This is a genomic window from Streptomyces sp. NPDC031365 (assembly GCF_055569765.1).
This window is the reverse complement of the sequence record NZ_JBVIIM010000021.1, coordinates 130,618-148,196: the sequence shown is the minus strand read 5'-3', so window position 1 is coordinate 148,196 and position 17,579 is coordinate 130,618. Positions and strand designations below refer to the sequence as shown.

Annotated in this window: 15 protein-coding genes; 4 read left to right on the top strand and 11 right to left on the bottom strand. The window is 69.2% G+C overall.

The window, feature by feature from the left end:
• Positions 1 to 147 precede the first annotated feature (147 nt).
• Entirely contained in the window at positions 148 to 1,026 is an 879-nt protein-coding gene (locus tag ACZ5C2_RS27320) for an LLM class flavin-dependent oxidoreductase (protein ID WP_468796602.1), read from the bottom strand.
• 22 nt (positions 1,027 to 1,048) lie between these two features.
• Positions 1,049 to 2,071 carry an aldo/keto reductase gene (locus tag ACZ5C2_RS27315; RefSeq protein WP_468796599.1) on the bottom strand — a complete coding sequence of 341 codons (1,023 nt, stop codon included), beginning with the start codon at positions 2,069 to 2,071 and terminating at the stop codon, positions 1,049 to 1,051.
• Between the two features lie 155 nt (positions 2,072 to 2,226).
• Here ACZ5C2_RS27315 and ACZ5C2_RS27310 point away from each other — a divergent pair, with 155 nt between their 5' ends.
• From ACZ5C2_RS27310 to ACZ5C2_RS27300, 3 genes are all read left to right on the top strand, one after another.
• On the top strand, positions 2,227 to 2,817 hold the full coding sequence (locus ACZ5C2_RS27310) for a TetR/AcrR family transcriptional regulator (protein ID WP_468796596.1): 591 nt from the start codon (positions 2,227 to 2,229) through the stop codon (positions 2,815 to 2,817).
• A 152-nt stretch (positions 2,818 to 2,969) separates the two neighbouring features.
• On the top strand, positions 2,970 to 3,917 hold the full coding sequence (locus tag ACZ5C2_RS27305; RefSeq protein ID WP_468796593.1) for a LysR family transcriptional regulator: 948 nt from the start codon (positions 2,970 to 2,972) through the stop codon (positions 3,915 to 3,917).
• Between the two features lie 93 nt (positions 3,918 to 4,010).
• Positions 4,011 to 5,378 carry a carbohydrate-binding protein gene (locus ACZ5C2_RS27300; protein WP_468796590.1) on the top strand — a complete coding sequence of 456 codons (1,368 nt, stop codon included), beginning with the start codon at positions 4,011 to 4,013 and terminating at the stop codon, positions 5,376 to 5,378.
• 79 nt (positions 5,379 to 5,457) lie between these two features.
• On the opposite strand, the gene ACZ5C2_RS27295 is transcribed toward ACZ5C2_RS27300, so the two are convergent.
• From ACZ5C2_RS27295 to rpsL, 7 genes are all read right to left on the bottom strand, one after another.
• A complete protein-coding gene (locus tag ACZ5C2_RS27295; protein WP_360402989.1) occupies positions 5,458 to 6,000 on the bottom strand; it encodes a GNAT family N-acetyltransferase in 543 nt (180 codons plus the stop codon).
• 87 nt (positions 6,001 to 6,087) lie between these two features.
• The gene (locus tag ACZ5C2_RS27290; protein ID WP_360387487.1) at positions 6,088 to 6,462 is read right to left on the bottom strand and encodes a VOC family protein; all 375 of its coding nucleotides are present in this window, start codon (positions 6,460 to 6,462) and stop codon (positions 6,088 to 6,090) included.
• Between the two features lie 115 nt (positions 6,463 to 6,577).
• On the bottom strand, positions 6,578 to 7,489 hold the full coding sequence (locus ACZ5C2_RS27285; RefSeq protein WP_468796587.1) for an RpnC/YadD family protein: 912 nt from the start codon (positions 7,487 to 7,489) through the stop codon (positions 6,578 to 6,580).
• 182 nt (positions 7,490 to 7,671) lie between these two features.
• The gene (gene tuf / locus ACZ5C2_RS27280; protein ID WP_215204042.1) at positions 7,672 to 8,865 is read right to left on the bottom strand and encodes an elongation factor Tu; all 1,194 of its coding nucleotides are present in this window, start codon (positions 8,863 to 8,865) and stop codon (positions 7,672 to 7,674) included.
• A gap of 168 nt (positions 8,866 to 9,033) precedes the next feature.
• On the bottom strand, positions 9,034 to 11,160 hold the full coding sequence (fusA, locus tag ACZ5C2_RS27275) for an elongation factor G (protein ID WP_468796584.1): 2,127 nt from the start codon (positions 11,158 to 11,160) through the stop codon (positions 9,034 to 9,036).
• Between the two features lie 39 nt (positions 11,161 to 11,199).
• Positions 11,200 to 11,670 (bottom strand): 30S ribosomal protein S7, encoded by a 471-nt coding sequence (rpsG, locus tag ACZ5C2_RS27270; protein ID WP_003992340.1) that lies wholly within the window; start codon positions 11,668 to 11,670, stop codon positions 11,200 to 11,202.
• 2 nt (positions 11,671 to 11,672) lie between these two features.
• Positions 11,673 to 12,044, bottom strand: coding sequence for a 30S ribosomal protein S12 (gene rpsL, locus ACZ5C2_RS27265; protein WP_003948652.1), 372 nt, complete (start codon positions 12,042 to 12,044; stop codon positions 11,673 to 11,675).
• 370 nt (positions 12,045 to 12,414) lie between these two features.
• Between rpsL and ACZ5C2_RS27260 the strand changes: the two genes are divergently transcribed.
• Positions 12,415 to 12,597: a hypothetical protein gene (locus tag ACZ5C2_RS27260; protein ID WP_468796581.1), complete on the top strand. Its 183-nt coding sequence runs from the start codon at positions 12,415 to 12,417 to the stop codon at positions 12,595 to 12,597.
• Positions 12,598 to 12,630: 33 nt separating this feature from the next.
• On the opposite strand, the gene ACZ5C2_RS27255 is transcribed toward ACZ5C2_RS27260, so the two are convergent.
• Together ACZ5C2_RS27255 and ACZ5C2_RS27250 are read right to left on the bottom strand one after the other, a co-directional pair.
• Positions 12,631 to 13,164, bottom strand: coding sequence for a DUF1707 and DUF4190 domain-containing protein (locus ACZ5C2_RS27255; RefSeq protein ID WP_468796578.1), 534 nt, complete (start codon positions 13,162 to 13,164; stop codon positions 12,631 to 12,633).
• Between the two features lie 414 nt (positions 13,165 to 13,578).
• The gene (locus ACZ5C2_RS27250; RefSeq protein ID WP_468796575.1) at positions 13,579 to 17,493 is read right to left on the bottom strand and encodes a DNA-directed RNA polymerase subunit beta'; all 3,915 of its coding nucleotides are present in this window, start codon (positions 17,491 to 17,493) and stop codon (positions 13,579 to 13,581) included.
• Positions 17,494 to 17,579: the final 86 nt, after the last annotated feature.

Here is a 17,579-nt window from a genome sequence, read left to right as displayed (position 1 = left end):
CCTCTCCTCCACACCCCCCCACCCCCCCCTACCCTCTATCCCCTTCCCCCTCTCCCCCCCCCCCCCCCCCCCCCCCCCCCCCCCCCCCCCCCCCCCCCCCCCCCCCCCCCCCCCCCCCCCCCCCCCCCCCCGGGCGGGCGGGTGCCTTCAGGCCGATGGGCCGATGAGCTCGTCGGCGACCCACCGGGCGATACCGTCGGGATACGGCACCGGCAGCCCGAGGACGATGTGCCGGAAACCGGCGTCGAGCGCCTGGCCGATCGCCGCCCGTGTGACCCCGGACCGGTCGACGTCGACGGGCAGATGGATCGAGCGGACGATCGAGTCGGGGTCGCGGCCGATGTCCGCGCAGTAGCGGTCCAGGAGGGCACTGCGGCGGATCACGTCGTCGATGTCGCCACCGGGGATGTTCCACAGGTCCGCGTGCTCGGCGACCACGCGCAGCGTCGCCGAGGAGCGTCCGCCGATCAGGATCGGCGGGTGGGGCCGCTGCACGGGCTTGGGGCTGCCGAACGCCCCGGTGAGGTGGTGGTGGCTGCCGTGGAAGTCGAAGGGTTCCCCCTCGGTCCACAGCCGCCGGATCACCGTGCAGGCTTCGGCGAGACTCTCCACCGCCCGCACGGGGTCCTGGAAGGGCAGGCCGTGCGCCGGGTACTCGCGCCAGGCCTCGGGCGGGTTCGGCCGCGAGCCCACGCCGATGCCCAGGTCGAGCCGTCCGCCGGACACGATGTCGACGGTCGTAGCGATCTTGGCGAGCAGCGCGGGCGGCCGGAACCGGTTGCTGGTCACCATCACGCCGAGCCGCAGTCGCCGGGTCTGCGCCGCAAGGGCGGAGAGCAGTGTCCAGCCCTCGTAGGCCGGGCCCTGAGGGTCGCCGAAGATGGGCATGAGGTGGTCGAACAGCCAGGCGTGCTCGATCTCCGGGATGGCGTCCGCGTCGCGCCAGACGCGCAGGATGTCGTCGTAGCCCACCTGGGTGGGGGCGGTCATGATGCCGAAACGGGGCCGGGGTGGTGTGGGTGTCATGGGCTGCTGCGCCTCCGGACGGTCAGTGGCGGCGGCGCAGTGACGCGTCGAGCAGCGCGGGGGGCGCGTCGAACTTCTCGTGCGCGGCCAGGTCGACACCGGGAGCGACGATCTCGTCGATCGCGTCGAGCACGTCGGCCGAGAGCACGGTGTCGGCGGCGGCGAGCTGCGACTGGAGGTGCTCCGGCGTGCGGGGACCGATCAGCGCGCTGGTCACACCGGGATGCGCGGTCACGAAGCCGAGCGCCAGCTGGATCAGGGTCAGTCCGGCCTCGTCGGCGACCGTGGCCAGCCGTTCGACGGCGTCGAGCCGGGTCCGGTTGGCAGGCTGCGCGGGGTCGAAGCGTTCCGGCATGACCGTCGAGCGGTGCGTGGTGACGTCCCGGCCCCTGCGGACCGCACCCGACAGCCAGCCCGAGGCCAGCGGGCTCCACACCAGCACGCCGAGCCCGTACTCCTCGGTCACGGGCAGGACATGGGCTTCCACCCCGCGCTGCAGGATCGAGTAGCTGGGCTGCTCGGTGACGTACCGGCTCAGCCGCAGTTCGCGGGCGGCCCACTGCGCCTGCACTATGCGGTACGCGGGGAAGGTGGAGGAGCCGAAGTAGCGGATCTTGCCCGCGCGTTGCAGGTCGGTCAGCGCCGACAGGGTCTCCTCGTCACTGGTCTCCGGGTCCCAGCGGTGCATCTGGTAGAGGTCGACGTGGTCCACGCCGAGCCGGCGCAGGCTGTCCTCCAGCGCGGTGGCCAGCCAGCGGCGCGAGCCGCCCTTGCGGTTGCGCTCCTCCCCCATCGGCATGGTCGCCTTCGTGGCCAGCACGATGTCGTCGCGGCGGCCTGCGATGGCCTTGCCGACCATCTCCTCCGACTCCCCACCGCTGTACCAGTCGGCGGTGTCGATGAGGTTGACGCCGGCCTCCAGGGCCGCGTCGACAAGGGCGGTGGCCTCGTCCTGGCCGGTGCGTCCGATCGCGCCGAAGTTCATCGCGCCGAGCGCGAGCGAGCTGACCTGTACGCCGGTTCGGCCCAGGGTGCGGTACTGCATGACCGTATCTCCTCATGGCAGACTGAACCCGAAACGGAACACCGTTCCGGTACACCTCGACGATACGGAACACTGTTCCGTTTTGGCAAGCATGGGCACGCGCGGGCCTGCGTGAGACCATGCGGGGGCGTGCGAGAGGTGGAAGGAACGACGCGGTGAAGCAGAGCGACGAGGGTGCGGGGCCGGCGGCCCCGTCACGGCGGAAGGACGCCCGGCGCAACAAGGAGACGCTGCTGGAGGCGGCCTCCACGGTCTTCGTCACCTCGGGCGTGGACGCCCCGGTGCGCGACATCGCCTCCCGCGCCGGCGTCGGCCTCGGCACCCTCTACCGCCACTTCCCGACCCGGGCAGACCTGATCATCGCCGTCTACCGGCACCAGGTCGAAGCCTGCGCCGAGGCCGGACCGGCCCTCCTCGCCGCAGCAGCGACCCCGCACGCCGCCCTGCGGCAGTGGATCGACCTCTTCGTCGACTTCCTGGTCACCAAGCACGGACTCGCCGCCGTCCTGCGCTCGGACCAGGCCGGATTCGGGGCACTGCACGACTACTTCCTCGACCGCCTGCTTCCCGTCTGCGCCGAACTGCTCGACTCCGCGGTCACCGTCGGCGAGATCCGCGCCGACATCGACGCCCTCACCCTCATGCGCGGTGTCGGCAACCTCTGCATCGGCGCGGAGAGCGACCCCGACTACGACGCACGCCGACTGGCCGGCGTGCTCGTCGACGGGCTGCGCCGACCGGACTGACGGCCGACGGGGCCGCGGGACCGACGGGGCCGCTGGCCGGCGGGGCCGCGGGACCGACGGGGCCGCGGGACCGACGGGGCCGCGGGACCGACGGGACAGCAGGTCCGTACCAACCTCTTGCCCCCGCCCCCGCTACGCCGCAAGCTCCCCTCATGGACCTGGAGTTGCGGCATCTGAAGACGATCCGGGCGATCGCGGACGCGGGCAGCCTCACCCGGGCGGCCACCGAACTGGGACTTGCCCAGCCCGCGCTGAGCGCACAGCTCAAGCGGATCGAACGCGCCCTGGGCGGCGCCCTGTTCGAGCGTGGCCGGCACGGCGTGCGGGCCACCGCGCTGGGCGAACTGGTGCTGGAGCGCAGCCGGATCGTGCTGCCCGCGGTGACCGAACTCCAGCAGGAGGCAGCCCGGTTCGCCCGGGCGCCCCACGCGACGGCGTGCTTCCGGCTGGGCGGCACCCACGGCCCGCTGCTGGGCGCCGTGGTGGACCGGCTGGCGGACGTGGCGCCCGACGCCCGGGTGACGACCTGCATCTCCTGGTCCGAGCGGGAACTGGCCGGGCTGCTGACCGAAGGACGGCTGGACTTCGCCCTCGCGGGGACCTGCGGTTCGGCCCCGCCACCCGGCGCGGAGGGACTGGTCTGGCAGGAGGTCGCGGTCGACCCGGTGTTCGTCATGGTCCCGGAGGGCCACGCCCTCGCCGGGGCGGGCGAGGTCGACCTGGCCGAACTGGCCGGTGCGGAATGGGCCTGCGTACCCGGCGACGGCTGCTTCGGGGACTGCTTCACCGTGGCCTGCGCCCGGGCGGGCTTCACCCCGCTCCGGATGTACGAGACGGACACCTCCTCCCTGGTCCACCTGGTGCAGGTCGGCCGGGCGGTCGGACTGTGCCGGGCGACCTTCCCGGACACGCCCGGGATCATCACCCGGCCGCTCGCGGGCACCCCCCTGACGTGGCGGCATCTGCTCGGCTGGCACCGGGTGACGCAGCGTGCGGAGACCGCGGTCACCGTGCTGGCGCAGGCCCGGCTGGCCCATGCGGGCGTGGCGGCGGGCAGCGACAGCTACGCGCGGTGGACCGCCGCGCAGCCCGTTCCATAACACCGGGCAGGGGGCCGGCCGACGGCTTACGGCGCCCGGCCGGCGCTCCCTACGGTTTCGGCACTTCCCCACCGAAACCGAGGAGTTGCCCCCATGCTCCACCGACACCTCCCCCGACGCACCAGAGCCGTGGGCGCCGCCGTCGCCGCGACGGCCGCCCTGCTCGCAGCCGGGCTCAGCGGCTCCGCGAGCGCGGGAACGGCCGCCGCGCCCTCGGCCGCGGAAACCCTGCGCACCGACGCCGCCCCGCCCGCGCTCCTCCGCGCCATGGAGCGCGACCTCGGCCTGGACCGGGCGCAGGCACAGCGCCGCCTGGCCAACGAGGCGGACGCGGGCGCCACCGCCGGCCGCCTGCGCGCCGTGCTCGGCGCCGACTTCGCGGGCGCCTGGGTACGCGGCGCCGAGTCCGGCACCCTGACCGTGGCGACGACGGACGCCGACGACGTACGGGCCATCGAGGCACGCGGTGCCGAGGCCACGGTCGTACGCCACTCCCTGACGGCTCTGGAGGCGGCCAAGTCCCGCCTGGACCGGGCGGCTCGGCACAGCGACACCACCGACGCCCCCGTCCGGTACGTCGACGTCCGCACGAACACCGTCGTCGTCCAGGCGATACGTCCCGCCGCCGCCCGCGCCCTCCTGTCGGCGGCCGGCGTCGCCCCCTCCCTGGCCCGGATCGAGAGGTCGGCCGACCGGCCCCGCCCGCTGTACGACCTGCGGGGCGGCGAGGCGTACTACATCGACAACAGCGGCCGCTGCTCCATCGGCTTCCCCGTCACCCGGGGCACCCAGCAGGGCTACGCCACCGCCGGCCACTGCGGGCGGGCCGGCAACAGCACCAGCGGCCACAACCGCGTCGCCCAGGGCACCTTCCAGGGCTCGGTCTTCCCGGGCCGGGACATGGCGTGGGTGGCCACCAACGCACAGTGGACGGCCACCCCGTACGTGAAGGGGGCGGGCGGCCAGAACGTCCAGGTCACCGGGTCCACGCAGGCCCCGGTCGGCGCCTCGATCTGCCGCTCCGGCTCCACCACCGGCTGGCACTGCGGCACCATCCAGCAGCACAACACCAGCGTGACCTACCCCGAGGGCACCATCACCGGCGTGACCCGGACCACGGTGTGCGCGGAGCCCGGTGACTCCGGCGGCTCGTACATCTCCGGCAGCCAGGCACAGGGCGTCACCTCGGGCGGCTCGGGCAACTGCGGCAGCGGCGGTACGACCTTCCACCAGCCGATCAACCCGCTGCTCCAGAACTACGGCCTCACCCTGAAGACGACCGGCGACGACGAGGAGCCGCCCGGGAACGAGGAGCCCGGCGGCACCTGGTCCGCGGGCACCGTCTACCAGCCGGGCGACACGGTGACTTACGGCGGCGCCACCTACCGCTGCCTCCAGGGCCACCAGGCCCAGCCCGGCTGGCAGCCCCCGAACGTCCCGGCCCTGTGGCAGCGCGTCTGACCCACGCCTGACCATCCCGACGGGGGGAGCAACACGGCCCCGGGCAGGCCACCAGGCGTGCCCGGGGCCTGCGCCGCTGCTAAGCCGGCGGGCCCGGCTTCCACTCCTGGGCGAGGAGTCCGAGCAGCACCTCGTCCAGGAACTCGCCCATCACCCAGGCCGAGGAGCGCAGCACGCCCTCCCGTACGAAGCCGTTGCGCTCGGCGGAGCGCAGCATCGCGGCGTTGTCCGACAGGGTCTCGATCCCCAGCCGCTGCAGGCCCCGTACGACGAAGCCGTAGTGGCACAGCACCGCGACCACGTCGGTGCCGTAGCCCTGGCCGCGGGAGGCCGGAAGCAGGCCCAGCCCGATGTGCGCGGACCGGTTGTGGTGGTCGATGCCCCACAGCGTCGCGGTGCCGACCAGTGTGCCGCCGGCCAGCTCCACCACGGAGAACGGGACGTGTCCCTGCTCCGTGTCGTCCACCACGAGCCGCGGATCCTTCGAGCCCGGCGTGATGGGCCGCCACGGCCCGCCTTCGGCCCGTGACGCGTTGACCACGTCGTCGTACAGCTCGGCCCGCAGGACCGGGATGTCCTCCTCGTGCCGGGCCCTCAGCCCGACCTTGGTGCCCTTCAGCATGCGAGCTTCCTATCCGACCGGCCCGGCCGGCGGCAAAGCATTAATCGCCCGACTCCTCCGGAGTCCGCCGAGACAGTGCTCCGGATCTCAGTGCCGGCAGAGGCAGAACGGATGGCCGGCCGGGTCCGCGTAGACCCGCCAGTTGGCCCCCGGGCGGATCTGGTCCGTCCGCTCCAGCACGGTCGCACCGAGGGCGAGCGCCCGCTCCTCCTCCGCGTCGAGGTCGTCGACGTCGAAGTCCAGGTGGAGCTGCTGCGGACGCTCCTGGTCGGGCCATGCGGGCGGCCGGTAACCGTCCGCCTGCTGGCAGGCCAGCGGGACCCCCTCGAAACCGTGCACCTCGACCCACCGGGGCTCCTCCGGGTCCGCGACCACCCGGCCGCCGAGCAGTTCCGCGTAGAACTCGGCGAGCCGCACCGGATCAGCACAGTCCAGCGCGACGGCCTGCAGCTTTCGGATCACTCCGACCACCCTCCGTTCCACGACCACTGGGGCAGGACACCCCGTACGGAGGGGCCCTACCCGTCACCACACCGGGCATGCCCGGCGGCAGGAGCTACCAGGAAGGAGAGGTCCATCAGTCCGCGGTCCCGGTCCCATCGGCCGGTGCGAACACCTCGGCCGCCGTCCTCGCCGTGAGAGCCCTCTTCAGCCACACGTCCAATACCTCGGGGTCACCACAGCCGACGATCCGCTCCCGGTCCTCTTCACCGACCTCGACACCCCGGTGCCCCAGAAGGACCAGCACGGCCTTCGCCTGGCCCTTCACCTCACCCTTCACCTCGCCCTCGGCACGGAGTTGCTGGGCGGTCTGCGACTGGAAGAAGGAGAGGTCGACGGCCATGAGATGCCTCCAGAGATCCGCGGCCTGCGTCGTGCCGAGGCCTTGTTCCATGAGTTCGATGAAGGTGCCCGCAGTGTTCTCGTCGTCGGCCGACAGGCCTTTCAGTGCCTTTGCCAGCGCGTTCAGTATGGCATCGGCCTCCGGCTCGCAGCGGTGAAGTGCCGCCGACAGGATCGTGAGCGGGATGTCGCGAGCCGCCTCGTCGGGGCTGTCGATCACCGGCAGGTCACTGGGGCCCAGAACCAGGGGCCGCAGGGTGAGCGAGGGCCACTGGCGCGGGCCGATGTCGAACTGCTGGGCCGCCCAGGCTGCCGTCTTCCGGTCCGGGCACACGACGAGCAGTACCGGCGGAACGCTGTACTTGGCGTAGACGTGGGACACGTAATACGCCCAGCTCGCCGGCTTGTGCGGGCTCGGCTTGCTCTGCGACTCGACGGCCAGGACGAAACTGCCGTCCTCGGTGTCCATACGCAGCAGCGTGTCCACCCGCCGCTCCAACGGCCGGGTCTCCGTGAGGTCGGTGGAGAGCTCCGTAGCGGACACGGGTGGGGGGAAGGCGACGCCCAGGTTCCTGGCGACGCGCGCGAAGAGGCCCGGTTCCTGCTGGAAGATCCGGTGCAGGGCCTCATGGGATGAGCTGACCATGAGGCGAACCTATGGAGGGCACGGCATGTGCTGCCCGCATATGGCCCCTTATTCGCACGATCGAGCGACCGTGAAGGTGCATGAGTTGACGCCCACGCAGCGCGAAAGGGCCCGTACGACCGAAGTCGTACGGGCCCTCTCAGGTGCTCGCAAGCAGGAGCTACCAGGTCAGATCAGCAAGCTCACTTGTTGATCTTGGTGACCTGGCCGGCGCCCACGGTCCGGCCACCCTCACGGATGGCGAACTTCAGGCCCTCCTCCATGGCGACGGGCTGGATGAGCTCCACCTTCATCTCGGTGTTGTCACCCGGCATGACCATCTCGGTGCCCTCGGGGAGGGTCACGACGCCGGTCACGTCCGTCGTACGGAAGTAGAACTGCGGGCGGTAGTTGTTGAAGAACGGGGTGTGACGGCCACCCTCGTCCTTCGACAGGATGTAGGCCTGGGCCTCGAACTCGGTGTGCGGGGTGACCGAGCCCGGCTTGATGATGACCTGGCCGCGCTCGACGTCCTCGCGCTTGATGCCACGAAGCAGCAGACCGACGTTCTCACCGGCCTGGCCCTCGTCGAGGAGCTTCCGGAACATCTCGATGCCGGTGACCGTGGTGGTGGTCTTCTCCTGCTTGATACCGACGATGTCGACGGTCTCGTTGACCTTGAGGATGCCGCGCTCGATACGACCGGTGACGACGGTGCCACGACCGGTGATCGTGAAGACGTCCTCGATCGGCATCAGGAACGGCTTGTCGACGTCACGCTCGGGCTGCGGGATGTTCTCGTCCACGGCCTTCATCAGCTCGAGGACGGAGTTGCCCCACTCCTTGTCGCCCTCGAGGGCCTTGAGCGCCGAGACCTTGACGACCGGCAGGTCGTCGCCCGGGAACTCGTACTCGGAGAGCAGCTCACGGACCTCGAGCTCGACAAGCTCCAGGATCTCCTCGTCGTCCACCATGTCGGCCTTGTTCAGGGCGACGACGATGTACGGGACGCCGACCTGGCGGGCCAGGAGCACGTGCTCCTTGGTCTGCGGCATCGGGCCGTCGGTGGCCGCGACCACGAGGATGGCGCCGTCCATCTGCGCCGCACCCGTGATCATGTTCTTGATGTAGTCCGCGTGACCGGGGCAGTCGACGTGGGCGTAGTGACGCTGCTCGGTCTGGTACTCGACGTGGGAGATCGAGATCGTGATTCCGCGCTGGCGCTCTTCGGGAGCCTTGTCGATCTGGTCGAAGGCCGAGGCCTCGTTCAGGTCCGGGTACGCGTCGTGCAGCACCTTGGTAATGGCGGCCGTGAGGGTCGTCTTACCGTGGTCGATGTGACCGATGGTGCCGATGTTGACGTGCGGCTTAGTCCGCTCGAACTTCGCCTTCGCCACTGGGGTCCTCCTGTGGAGTGGTTCTGTACGCCTTGCTTCAACGGCGCCAGGGATCTTTGCTGGGAAACCCGGGCCCGGGACATTCCACCGGGGTGACGGCGGAATGTCCCCTGCAGGCTCCGGGGTCAAGCCTAAAGCGTGGATACGGGGTCCGTTAAACGGAGTCCGCTACTCGCCCTTGGCCTTCGCGATGATCTCCTCGGCGACGTTCCGCGGAACCTCGGCGTAGGAGTCGAACTGCATGGAGTAGCTGGCACGGCCGGACGTCTTGCTGCGCAGGTCGCCGACGTAACCGAACATCTCCGAGAGGGGCACGAGGCCCTTCACGACGCGGGCACCCGCCCGCTCCTCCATGGCCTGGATCTGGCCACGGCGGGAGTTGATGTCGCCGATGACCTCACCCATGTAGTCCTCGGGCGTGGTGACCTCGACGGCCATCATCGGCTCCAGGAGCACGGGCGAAGCCTTGCGCGCGGCCTCCTTGAAGGCCTGCGAACCGGCGATCTTGAACGCGAGCTCGGAGGAGTCGACCTCGTGGTAGCCACCGTCGATGAGCGTGACGCGGACGCCCGTCATCTCGTAGCCGGCCAGGATGCCGAACTGCATGGCCTCCTGCGCACCGGCGTCCACCGAAGGAATGTACTCCTTCGGGATACGGCCACCGGTCACCTTGTTCACGAACTCGTAGGAGGCGTCTCCGCCCTCGATCGGCTCGATCGCGATCTGCACCTTGGCGAACTGACCGGTACCACCGGTCTGCTTCTTGTGGGTGTAGTCCACGCGCTCGACGGTCTTGCGAATCGTCTCACGGTAGGCGACCTGGGGCTTGCCGACGTTGGCCTCGACCTTGAACTCACGGCGCATACGGTCGACCAGCACCTCGAGGTGCAGCTCGCCCATACCACCGATGATGGTCTGGCCGGTCTCCTCGTCCGAGTGGACCTGGAAGGACGGGTCCTCCTCGGCCAGGCGCTGGATCGCGACGCCCAGCTTCTCCTGGTCACCCTTCGACTTGGGCTCGATGGCGACCTGGATGACCGGCGCCGGGAAGTCCATGGACTCCAGGATGACCGGGCTCTTGTCGTCGGACAGCGTCTCACCGGTGGTGGTCTGCTTCAGGCCCATGACGGCGACGATGTCACCGGCGCCCACCGACTCGATCTCCTCACGCTTGTTGGCGTGCATGCGGTAGATCTTGCCGATGCGCTCCTTCTTGCCCTTCACGGAGTTCAGCACCGCGGTGCCGGACTGCAGGCGGCCCGAGTAGACCCGGACGAAGGTGAGCTTGCCGAGGTGCGGGTCGCTCATGATCTTGAACGCGAGCGCGGCGAGGGGCTCGTCCTCCGACGGCTTGCGCTTGACGACGACCTCGGGGTCCTTGACGTCATGGCCCTCGATGGCCTCCACGTCGAGCGGGGTCGGCAGGTAGCGCACGACCGCGTCGAGCAGGGGCTGAACGCCCTTGTTCTTGAACGCGGTACCGCAGAACACCGGGGTGACGGTGGTCTCGGTGGACTTGCCGGAGGCGATGGTGATGCGACGGATCGCGGCGTAGAGCTGCTCCGTGGTGGGCTCCTGGCCCTCCAGGTACAGCTCCATCAGCTCCTCGTCGTTCTCGGCGACGGCCTCGAGCAGCTTGCCGCGCCATTCCTCGGCGGCCTCGGTGTGCGTGGCCGGGATGTCGACGACGTCGTACATCTCGCCCTTGGTGGCCTCGGCGGACCACACGTAGGCCTTCATCGTCACGAGGTCGACGACGCCCTTGAAGTCGGCCTCGGCACCGATCGGCAGCTGCATGACGAGCGGCTGCGCGCCCAGGCGGTCGCTGATCATGTCGACACAGCGGTGGAATTCGGCACCGGTGCGGTCGAGCTTGTTCACGAAGCAGATACGCGGCACGCCGTAGCGGTCGGCCTGACGCCACACCGTCTCGGACTGCGGCTCGACACCGGCGACTCCGTCGAACACCGTCACGGCACCGTCGAGGACGCGCAGCGAGCGCTCCACCTCGACGGTGAAGTCGACGTGCCCCGGGGTGTCGATGATGTTGATCGTGTAGTCGTCGTCCTCGAGCGGCCAGTGACAGGTGGTCGCAGCGGAGGTGATGGTGATACCACGCTCCTGCTCCTGCTCCATCCAGTCCATGGTGGCAGCGCCCTCGTGGACCTCACCGATCTTGTAGGAGACGCCGGTGTAGAACAGGATCCGCTCGGTGGTGGTCGTCTTGCCCGCGTCGATGTGGGCCATGATCCCGATGTTGCGGACCTTGGCCAGGTCAAGTGAAGTGGTAGCCATAAGGCTTCAGTCTTCTCTCGGTCTCGATGTGGGTAGCGACTACCAGCGGTAGTGCGCGAAGGCCTTGTTGGACTCGGCCATCTTGTGCGTGTCCTCGCGCTTCTTCACAGCGGCACCGAGGCCGTTGGAGGCGTCGAGAAGCTCGTTGAGCAGACGCTCGGTCATGGTCTTCTCGCGACGGGCGCGGGAGTAACCGACCAGCCAGCGCAGCGCCAGGGTGTTGGCACGACCGGGCTTGACCTCGATCGGAACCTGGTACGTCGCGCCACCGACACGGCGGGACTTGACCTCGAGGGTCGGCTTGATGTTCTCCAGCGCGCGCTTCAGCGTGATGATCGGGTCGTTGCCCGTCTTCTCACGCAGACCCTCCATGGCGCCGTACACGATGCGCTCGGCGGTGGAGCGCTTGCCGTTCAGCAGCACCTTGTTGATGAGGGAGGTCACCAGAGGAGAACCGTAGACCGGGTCGATGATGACCGGGCGCTTCGGGGCGGGGCCCTTACGAGGCATTCTTACTTCTCCTTCTTGGCGCCGTAGCGGCTGCGGGCCTGCTTGCGGTTCTTGACACCCTGGGTGTCGAGCGAACCGCGGATGATCTTGTAGCGAACACCCGGCAGGTCCTTCACACGGCCGCCGCGCACGAGCACGATGGAGTGCTCCTGCAGGTTGTGTCCCTCACCCGGAATGTAGGCGGTGACCTCGATCCCGCTGGTCAGACGCACACGCGCGACCTTACGCAGGGCCGAGTTCGGCTTCTTCGGGGTGGTCGTGAACACACGCGTGCAGACGCCACGGCGCTGAGGGGAACCCTCGAGTGCGGGCGTCTTGTTCTTCTCGACCTTGTCCTGCCGGCCCTTGCGGACCAGCTGCTGGATCGTAGGCACTACTTCTCCGGTTTCTGTGTGCCGAATGGTGAAGCTAACCTGGAACGTCACCGACCCACGCGGTCGGGTGTGTCGAATCCTGCGGACTCCCGCCGCGAGGCAGAAGAAAGCGCTGAATTGCGGTGGCCGTTTCACAGCCCCCGGTGCGGTGTGATGGCACGCACGAAGGCCAGGGCACACCCCAGGCACAAGGTCTGAGCGTACCTAGCTCATGGACTCCGGTCAAAACAAATGGAGCGCGGCCCGACACACCGGACCTCTCCCGCTCCTCCCTGCCGGGTTCCCGGACCCGCCAGGACACCCCGGGACAGGCGGCCCCAGCGGCAGCGGCGGCCCCTGGCCGGCCTGCCGCGTTGGCCGGATCAGGGCCTTGACAGCCTCGTGGAGCGGCTGCGTCGACCGCGTCCCGGTGCTGTCCGGCGCCCGCTTCACCGGCCTGCGTACGGCCGTCCTGATGCCGCGCACCGGTTCGGCTCCACCCCAGTCCTGGCGCCGCACCGCGACACCACACCCGGCCGCACCACCAGCGACCGTGGTCCAGCCGGCTCGCTGAGCACCACGCCTTCCGACCCTGCCGACCTGTCGTTCAGGGCGAGCCCACCAGCGCGGCCAGCAGGACGAAGAAGGTCAGGAACACCAGCCAGCCGGCGACGGACAGCCAGCCGAGCACCAGTCCGGTCAGGACGAAGCCCTCACCGGCTTCACCGGTGCGGCGGATCTCCGACTGGGCCATGTGGCCGAGAATCACTGCCGGGAGCCCGGTGAGCCCGCCCGTGGCCACGGACAGGACACCGCAGACCATCGAGGCGACCGCCTTGCCGTTGGTCCTCGGATACGGCCGGGGCAGGAACGTCGCCGGCACCGGCGGCCCGACGGCCGCCATCGGCTGGGGCAGCGGGCCCTGAGGCAGATCCGCGACCAGCAGCGACAGCTCGGCCACCGTCCGGGCGGAGTAGGCCCGGGCGACGCGCTTCTCGAATTCGGGGTGGTCCAGCCTGCCTTCGCCGTACCCGGCCCGCAGGACGTCCACCGCGCGCTCACGGTCGGCGTGGGAGGCCAGCATCGACGGGGCACCGGGCCCCTGCAGGGGATGGCCCTGCCACGGAGTCGGGTACGACACGGCTGCCTCCCGGAGGGCCGGACAGATATCCCTGATTAGTGTTTTCACCCACTTGAACGCACCGTACCGGCAGTTTGGTTCCACCGGCCCCGGCATCAGACGCGGACTCGAACGCGGAACGGCGGGCACTGCCGGCTTTCCGCGGGTGCTGCATCACGGATGCGGGCCGGGTACGACGCCGGAAACGAGACACGCAGGGCGTCCGGGCCCACCGGAAGCGATGGTGAGGTCACGCCTGCCGTACGAGGAGGCCGGTCTCCTCACAGGACCGGTCTCCTCGCAGGGCCGGGCTTCCCGCAGGACCGGGCTTCCCGCATCGCCGGGCACCCGGTGACGCACACGGACTCGTGTCCGGACACGCCGAGGGGCGGCCACCCCGTACGGAGTGACCGCCCCTCGGATCAAGCGGCTCGCTTACTGGTTGTACGGACCGTAGTCGTAGTCCTCCAGCGGGACGGCCTGGCCGGAGCCCGTGCCGAACGGCGAGTAGTCGATGTCGTCGTAGCCGACGGCCGAGTACATCGCGGCCTTGGCCTCCTCGGTCGGCTCGACCCGGATGTTGCGGTAACGGGACAGACCCGTACCGGCCGGGATGAGCTTACCGATGATGACGTTCTCCTTGAGGCCGATGAGGCTGTCGGACTTGGCGTTGATCGCCGCATCCGTCAGGACTCGGGTCGTCTCCTGGAAGGAGGCGGCCGACAGCCAGGACTCCGTCGCCAGCGAGGCCTTGGTGATACCCATCAGCTGCGGACGACCGGAGGCCGGGTGACCGCCCTCCTGGACCACACGACGGTTCTCGGTCTCGAACTTCGAGCGCTCGACCAGCTCACCGGGCAGCAGCTCGGCGTCGCCGGACTCGATGATCGTCACACGGCGCAGCATCTGCCGGATGATGATCTCGATGTGCTTGTCGTGGATCGACACACCCTGCGAGTTGTAGACCTTCTGGACCTCGCCGACCAGGTGGACCTGGACGGCACGCTGACCCAGGATGCGCAGCACGTCGTGCGGGTTGGTGGCACCCACGGTGAGCTGCTGACCCACATCGACGTGGTCGCCCTCGCCGACCAGGACCTTGGCACGCTTGGAGATCGGGAACGCCGTCTCGTCGCTGCCGTCGTCCGGGGTGACGACGAGCTTCTTGGTCTTCTCGGTCTCCTCGATCCGCACGCGGCCGGAGGCCTCGGAGATCGGGGCGACACCCTTGGGCGTACGGGCCTCGAAGAGCTCGACGACACGGGGCAGACCCTGGGTGATGTCGTCACCGGCCACACCACCGGTGTGGAAGGTACGCATCGTCAGCTGCGTACCGGGCTCACCGATGGACTGGGCGGCGATGATGCCGACCGCCTCACCGATGTCGACCAGCTTGCCGGTGGCCAGCGAGCGGCCGTAGCACATCGCGCAGGTGCCGACGGCGGACTCGCAGGTCAGGACCGAGCGGGTCTTGACCTCCTCGACGCCGCGGGAGACGAGCTCCTCGATGAGGACGTCGCCCAGGTCGGTGCCGGCCGGGGCCAGCACCTGGCCGTCGACCACGATGTCCTCGGCGAGGCAGCGCGCGTACACGGACGTCTCGACGTCGCCCTCCTTGCGGAGCACGCCCGTCTCGTCCCGGCTGGCGATCTTGAGGCGCAGACCGCGGTCGGTGCCGCAGTCCTCCTCGCGGATGATGACGTCCTGGGAGACGTCGACCAGACGACGGGTCAGGTAACCCGAGTCGGCGGTACGCAGAGCGGTGTCCGCCAGACCCTTACGGGCACCGTGCGTGGAGATGAAGTACTCCAGCACGGACAGGCCCTCACGGAACGACGCCTTGATCGGACGCGGGATCGTCTCGTTCTTCGCGTTCGACACCAGACCACGCATACCGGCGATCTGACGCATCTGCATCATGTTGCCTCGTGCACCCGAGTTCACCATCATGAAGATCGGGTTGGTCTTCGGGAAGTTGTCGTTCATCGCCTCGGCGACCTCGTTGGTCGCCTTGGTCCAGATCGCGATGAGCTCCTGCGTGCGCTCGTCCTTGGTGATCAGACCGCGCTCGTACTGCTTCTGGACCTTCTCGTCCTGCGCCTCGTAGCCCTTGACGATCTCCTTCTTCGCCTCGGGAACGACGACGTCGGAGATGGCGACGGTGACGCCGGAACGGGTGGCCCAGTAGAAGCCGGACGCCTTCAGGTTGTCGAGCGTCGCCGCCACGATGACCTTCGGGTAGCGCTCGGCGAGGTCGTTGACGATCTCCGAGAGCTGCTTCTTGCCGACCTCGTAGTCGACGAACGGGTAGTCCTCGGGCAGCAGCTCGTTGAAGAGCGCACGGCCCAGGGTGGTGTTCAGCCGGAAGGTGTCACCCTGCTGCCACTCCCTCTCCCCGACGCCGTCGTCCCCTTCCTCGCGCGCCGGCGGGGTCCAGCCGCGCGGCGGGATGGTGCCGACCGGGAAGCGGACGTCGATCCTCGACTGGAGCGACAGCTCGCCCGCGTCGAAGGCCATGATCGCCTCCGCGACCGAGGCGAAGGAGCGGCCCTCACCCTTGAGGTCGCGCATCTCGCCGTCGGTGGTGAGGAAGAACAGACCGAGGACCATGTCCTGGGTCGGCATCGTCACCGGACGACCGTCGGCCGGCTTGAGGATGTTGTTCGAGGACAGCATCAGGATGCGGGCCTCGGCCTGCGCCTCCGCGGACAGCGGCAGGTGCACGGCCATCTGGTCACCGTCGAAGTCCGCGTTGAACGCGGTGCAGACGAGCGGGTGGATCTGGATGGCCTTGCCCTCGACCAGCTGCGGCTCGAAGGCCTGGATGCCGAGGCGGTGCAGCGTGGGCGCACGGTTCAGCAGCACCGGGTGCTCGGCGATGACCTCTTCGAGGACGTCGTACACCACGGTGCGGCCGCGCTCGACCATGCGCTTGGCCGACTTGATGTTCTGCGCGTGGTTCAGGTCGACCAGGCGCTTCATCACGAACGGCTTGAAGAGCTCCAGCGCCATCGCCTTCGGCAGACCGCACTGGTGCAGCTTCAGCTGCGGGCCGACGACGATCACGGAGCGCGCCGAGTAGTCGACCCGCTTGCCGAGCAGGTTCTGACGGAAGCGGCCCTGCTTGCCCTTGAGCATGTCCGAGAGCGACTTCAGCGGACGGTTGCCGGGGCCCGTCACCGGGCGGCCACGACGGCCGTTGTCGAAGAGCGCGTCCACGGCCTCCTGGAGCATGCGCTTCTCGTTGTTCACGATGATCTCGGGCGCGCCGAGGTCGAGAAGCCGCTTCAGACGGTTGTTACGGTTGATGACGCGGCGGTACAGGTCGTTCAGGTCGGAGGTCGCGAAGCGGCCACCGTCCAGCTGCACCATCGGACGCAGGTCCGGCGGGATGACCGGCACGCAGTCCAGCACCATGCCCTTGGGGCTGTTGGAGGTCTGCAGGAACGCGGAGACGACCTTCAGTCGCTTGAGCGCACGGGTCTTCTTCTGGCCCTTGCCGGTGCGGATGATCTCGCGGAGGCGCTCGGCCTCCTCGTCGAGGTCGAAGGACTCCAGGCGCTTCTGCAGCGCCGCGGCACCCATCGAACCGTCGAAGTACGTGCCGAAGCGGTCACGCAGCTCGCGGTAGAGCAGCTCGTCGCCCTCGAGGTCCTGGACCTTGAGGTTCTTGAACCGGTTCCACACCTCGTCGAGGCGGTCGATCTCGCGCTGCGCACGGTCGCGCAGCTGCTTCATCTCACGCTCGGCACCCTCGCGCACCTTGCGGCGCACATCGGCCTTGGCGCCCTCGGCCTCCAGGGCGGCGAGGTCCGTCTCGAGCTTCTTGGCGCGGGCCTCGAGGTCGGCGTCGCGGCGGTTCTCGACCTGCTGGCGCTCGACGGAGACATGGGCCTCCAGCGAGGGCAGGTCGCGGGTGCGGCGCTCCTCGTCGACATACGTGATCATGTACGCCGCGAAGTAGATGACCTTCTCCAGGTCCTTCGGGGCGAGGTCGAGCAGGTAGCCGAGGCGCGACGGGACGCCCTTGAAGTACCAGATGTGGGTGACGGGAGCGGCCAGCTCGATGTGGCCCATCCGCTCACGGCGCACCTTGGCGCGCGTGACCTCGACGCCACAGCGCTCACAGATGATGCCCTTGAAGCGGACGCGCTTGTACTTGCCGCAGTAGCACTCCCAGTCCCGGGTCGGACCGAAGATCTTCTCGCAGAAGAGTCCGTCCTTTTCGGGCTTGAGCGTGCGGTAGTTGATCGTCTCGGGCTTCTTGACCTCGCCGTGGCTCCACTGACGGATGTCGTCAGCGGTGGCCAGACCGATCCGGAGCTCGTCGAAGAAGTTGACGTCGAGCACTATGCGTCAATCCCTCTCAGGGTTGTAAGTCTTGGGGTCTGAAACGGGGGTCCTGGGGCGGGCGGCCCGATCTCCATCAGGCCGCC

Coding starts and splice junctions, on each gene's coding strand:
- ACZ5C2_RS27320 (WP_468796602.1), bottom strand. CDS start 1,026: ATGACACCCACACCACCCCGGCCCCGTTTCGGCATCATGACCGCCCCC.
- ACZ5C2_RS27315 (WP_468796599.1), bottom strand. CDS start 2,071: ATGCAGTACCGCACCCTGGGCCGAACCGGCGTACAGGTCAGCTCGCTC.
- ACZ5C2_RS27305 (WP_468796593.1), top strand. CDS start 2,970: ATGGACCTGGAGTTGCGGCATCTGAAGACGATCCGGGCGATCGCGGAC.
- ACZ5C2_RS27300 (WP_468796590.1), top strand. CDS start 4,011: ATGCTCCACCGACACCTCCCCCGACGCACCAGAGCCGTGGGCGCCGCC.
- ACZ5C2_RS27295 (WP_360402989.1), bottom strand. CDS start 6,000: ATGCTGAAGGGCACCAAGGTCGGGCTGAGGGCCCGGCACGAGGAGGAC.
- ACZ5C2_RS27285 (WP_468796587.1), bottom strand. CDS start 7,489: ATGGTCAGCTCATCCCATGAGGCCCTGCACCGGATCTTCCAGCAGGAA.
- fusA (WP_468796584.1), bottom strand. CDS start 11,160: ATGGCTACCACTTCACTTGACCTGGCCAAGGTCCGCAACATCGGGATC.
- rpsG (WP_003992340.1), bottom strand. CDS start 11,670: ATGCCTCGTAAGGGCCCCGCCCCGAAGCGCCCGGTCATCATCGACCCG.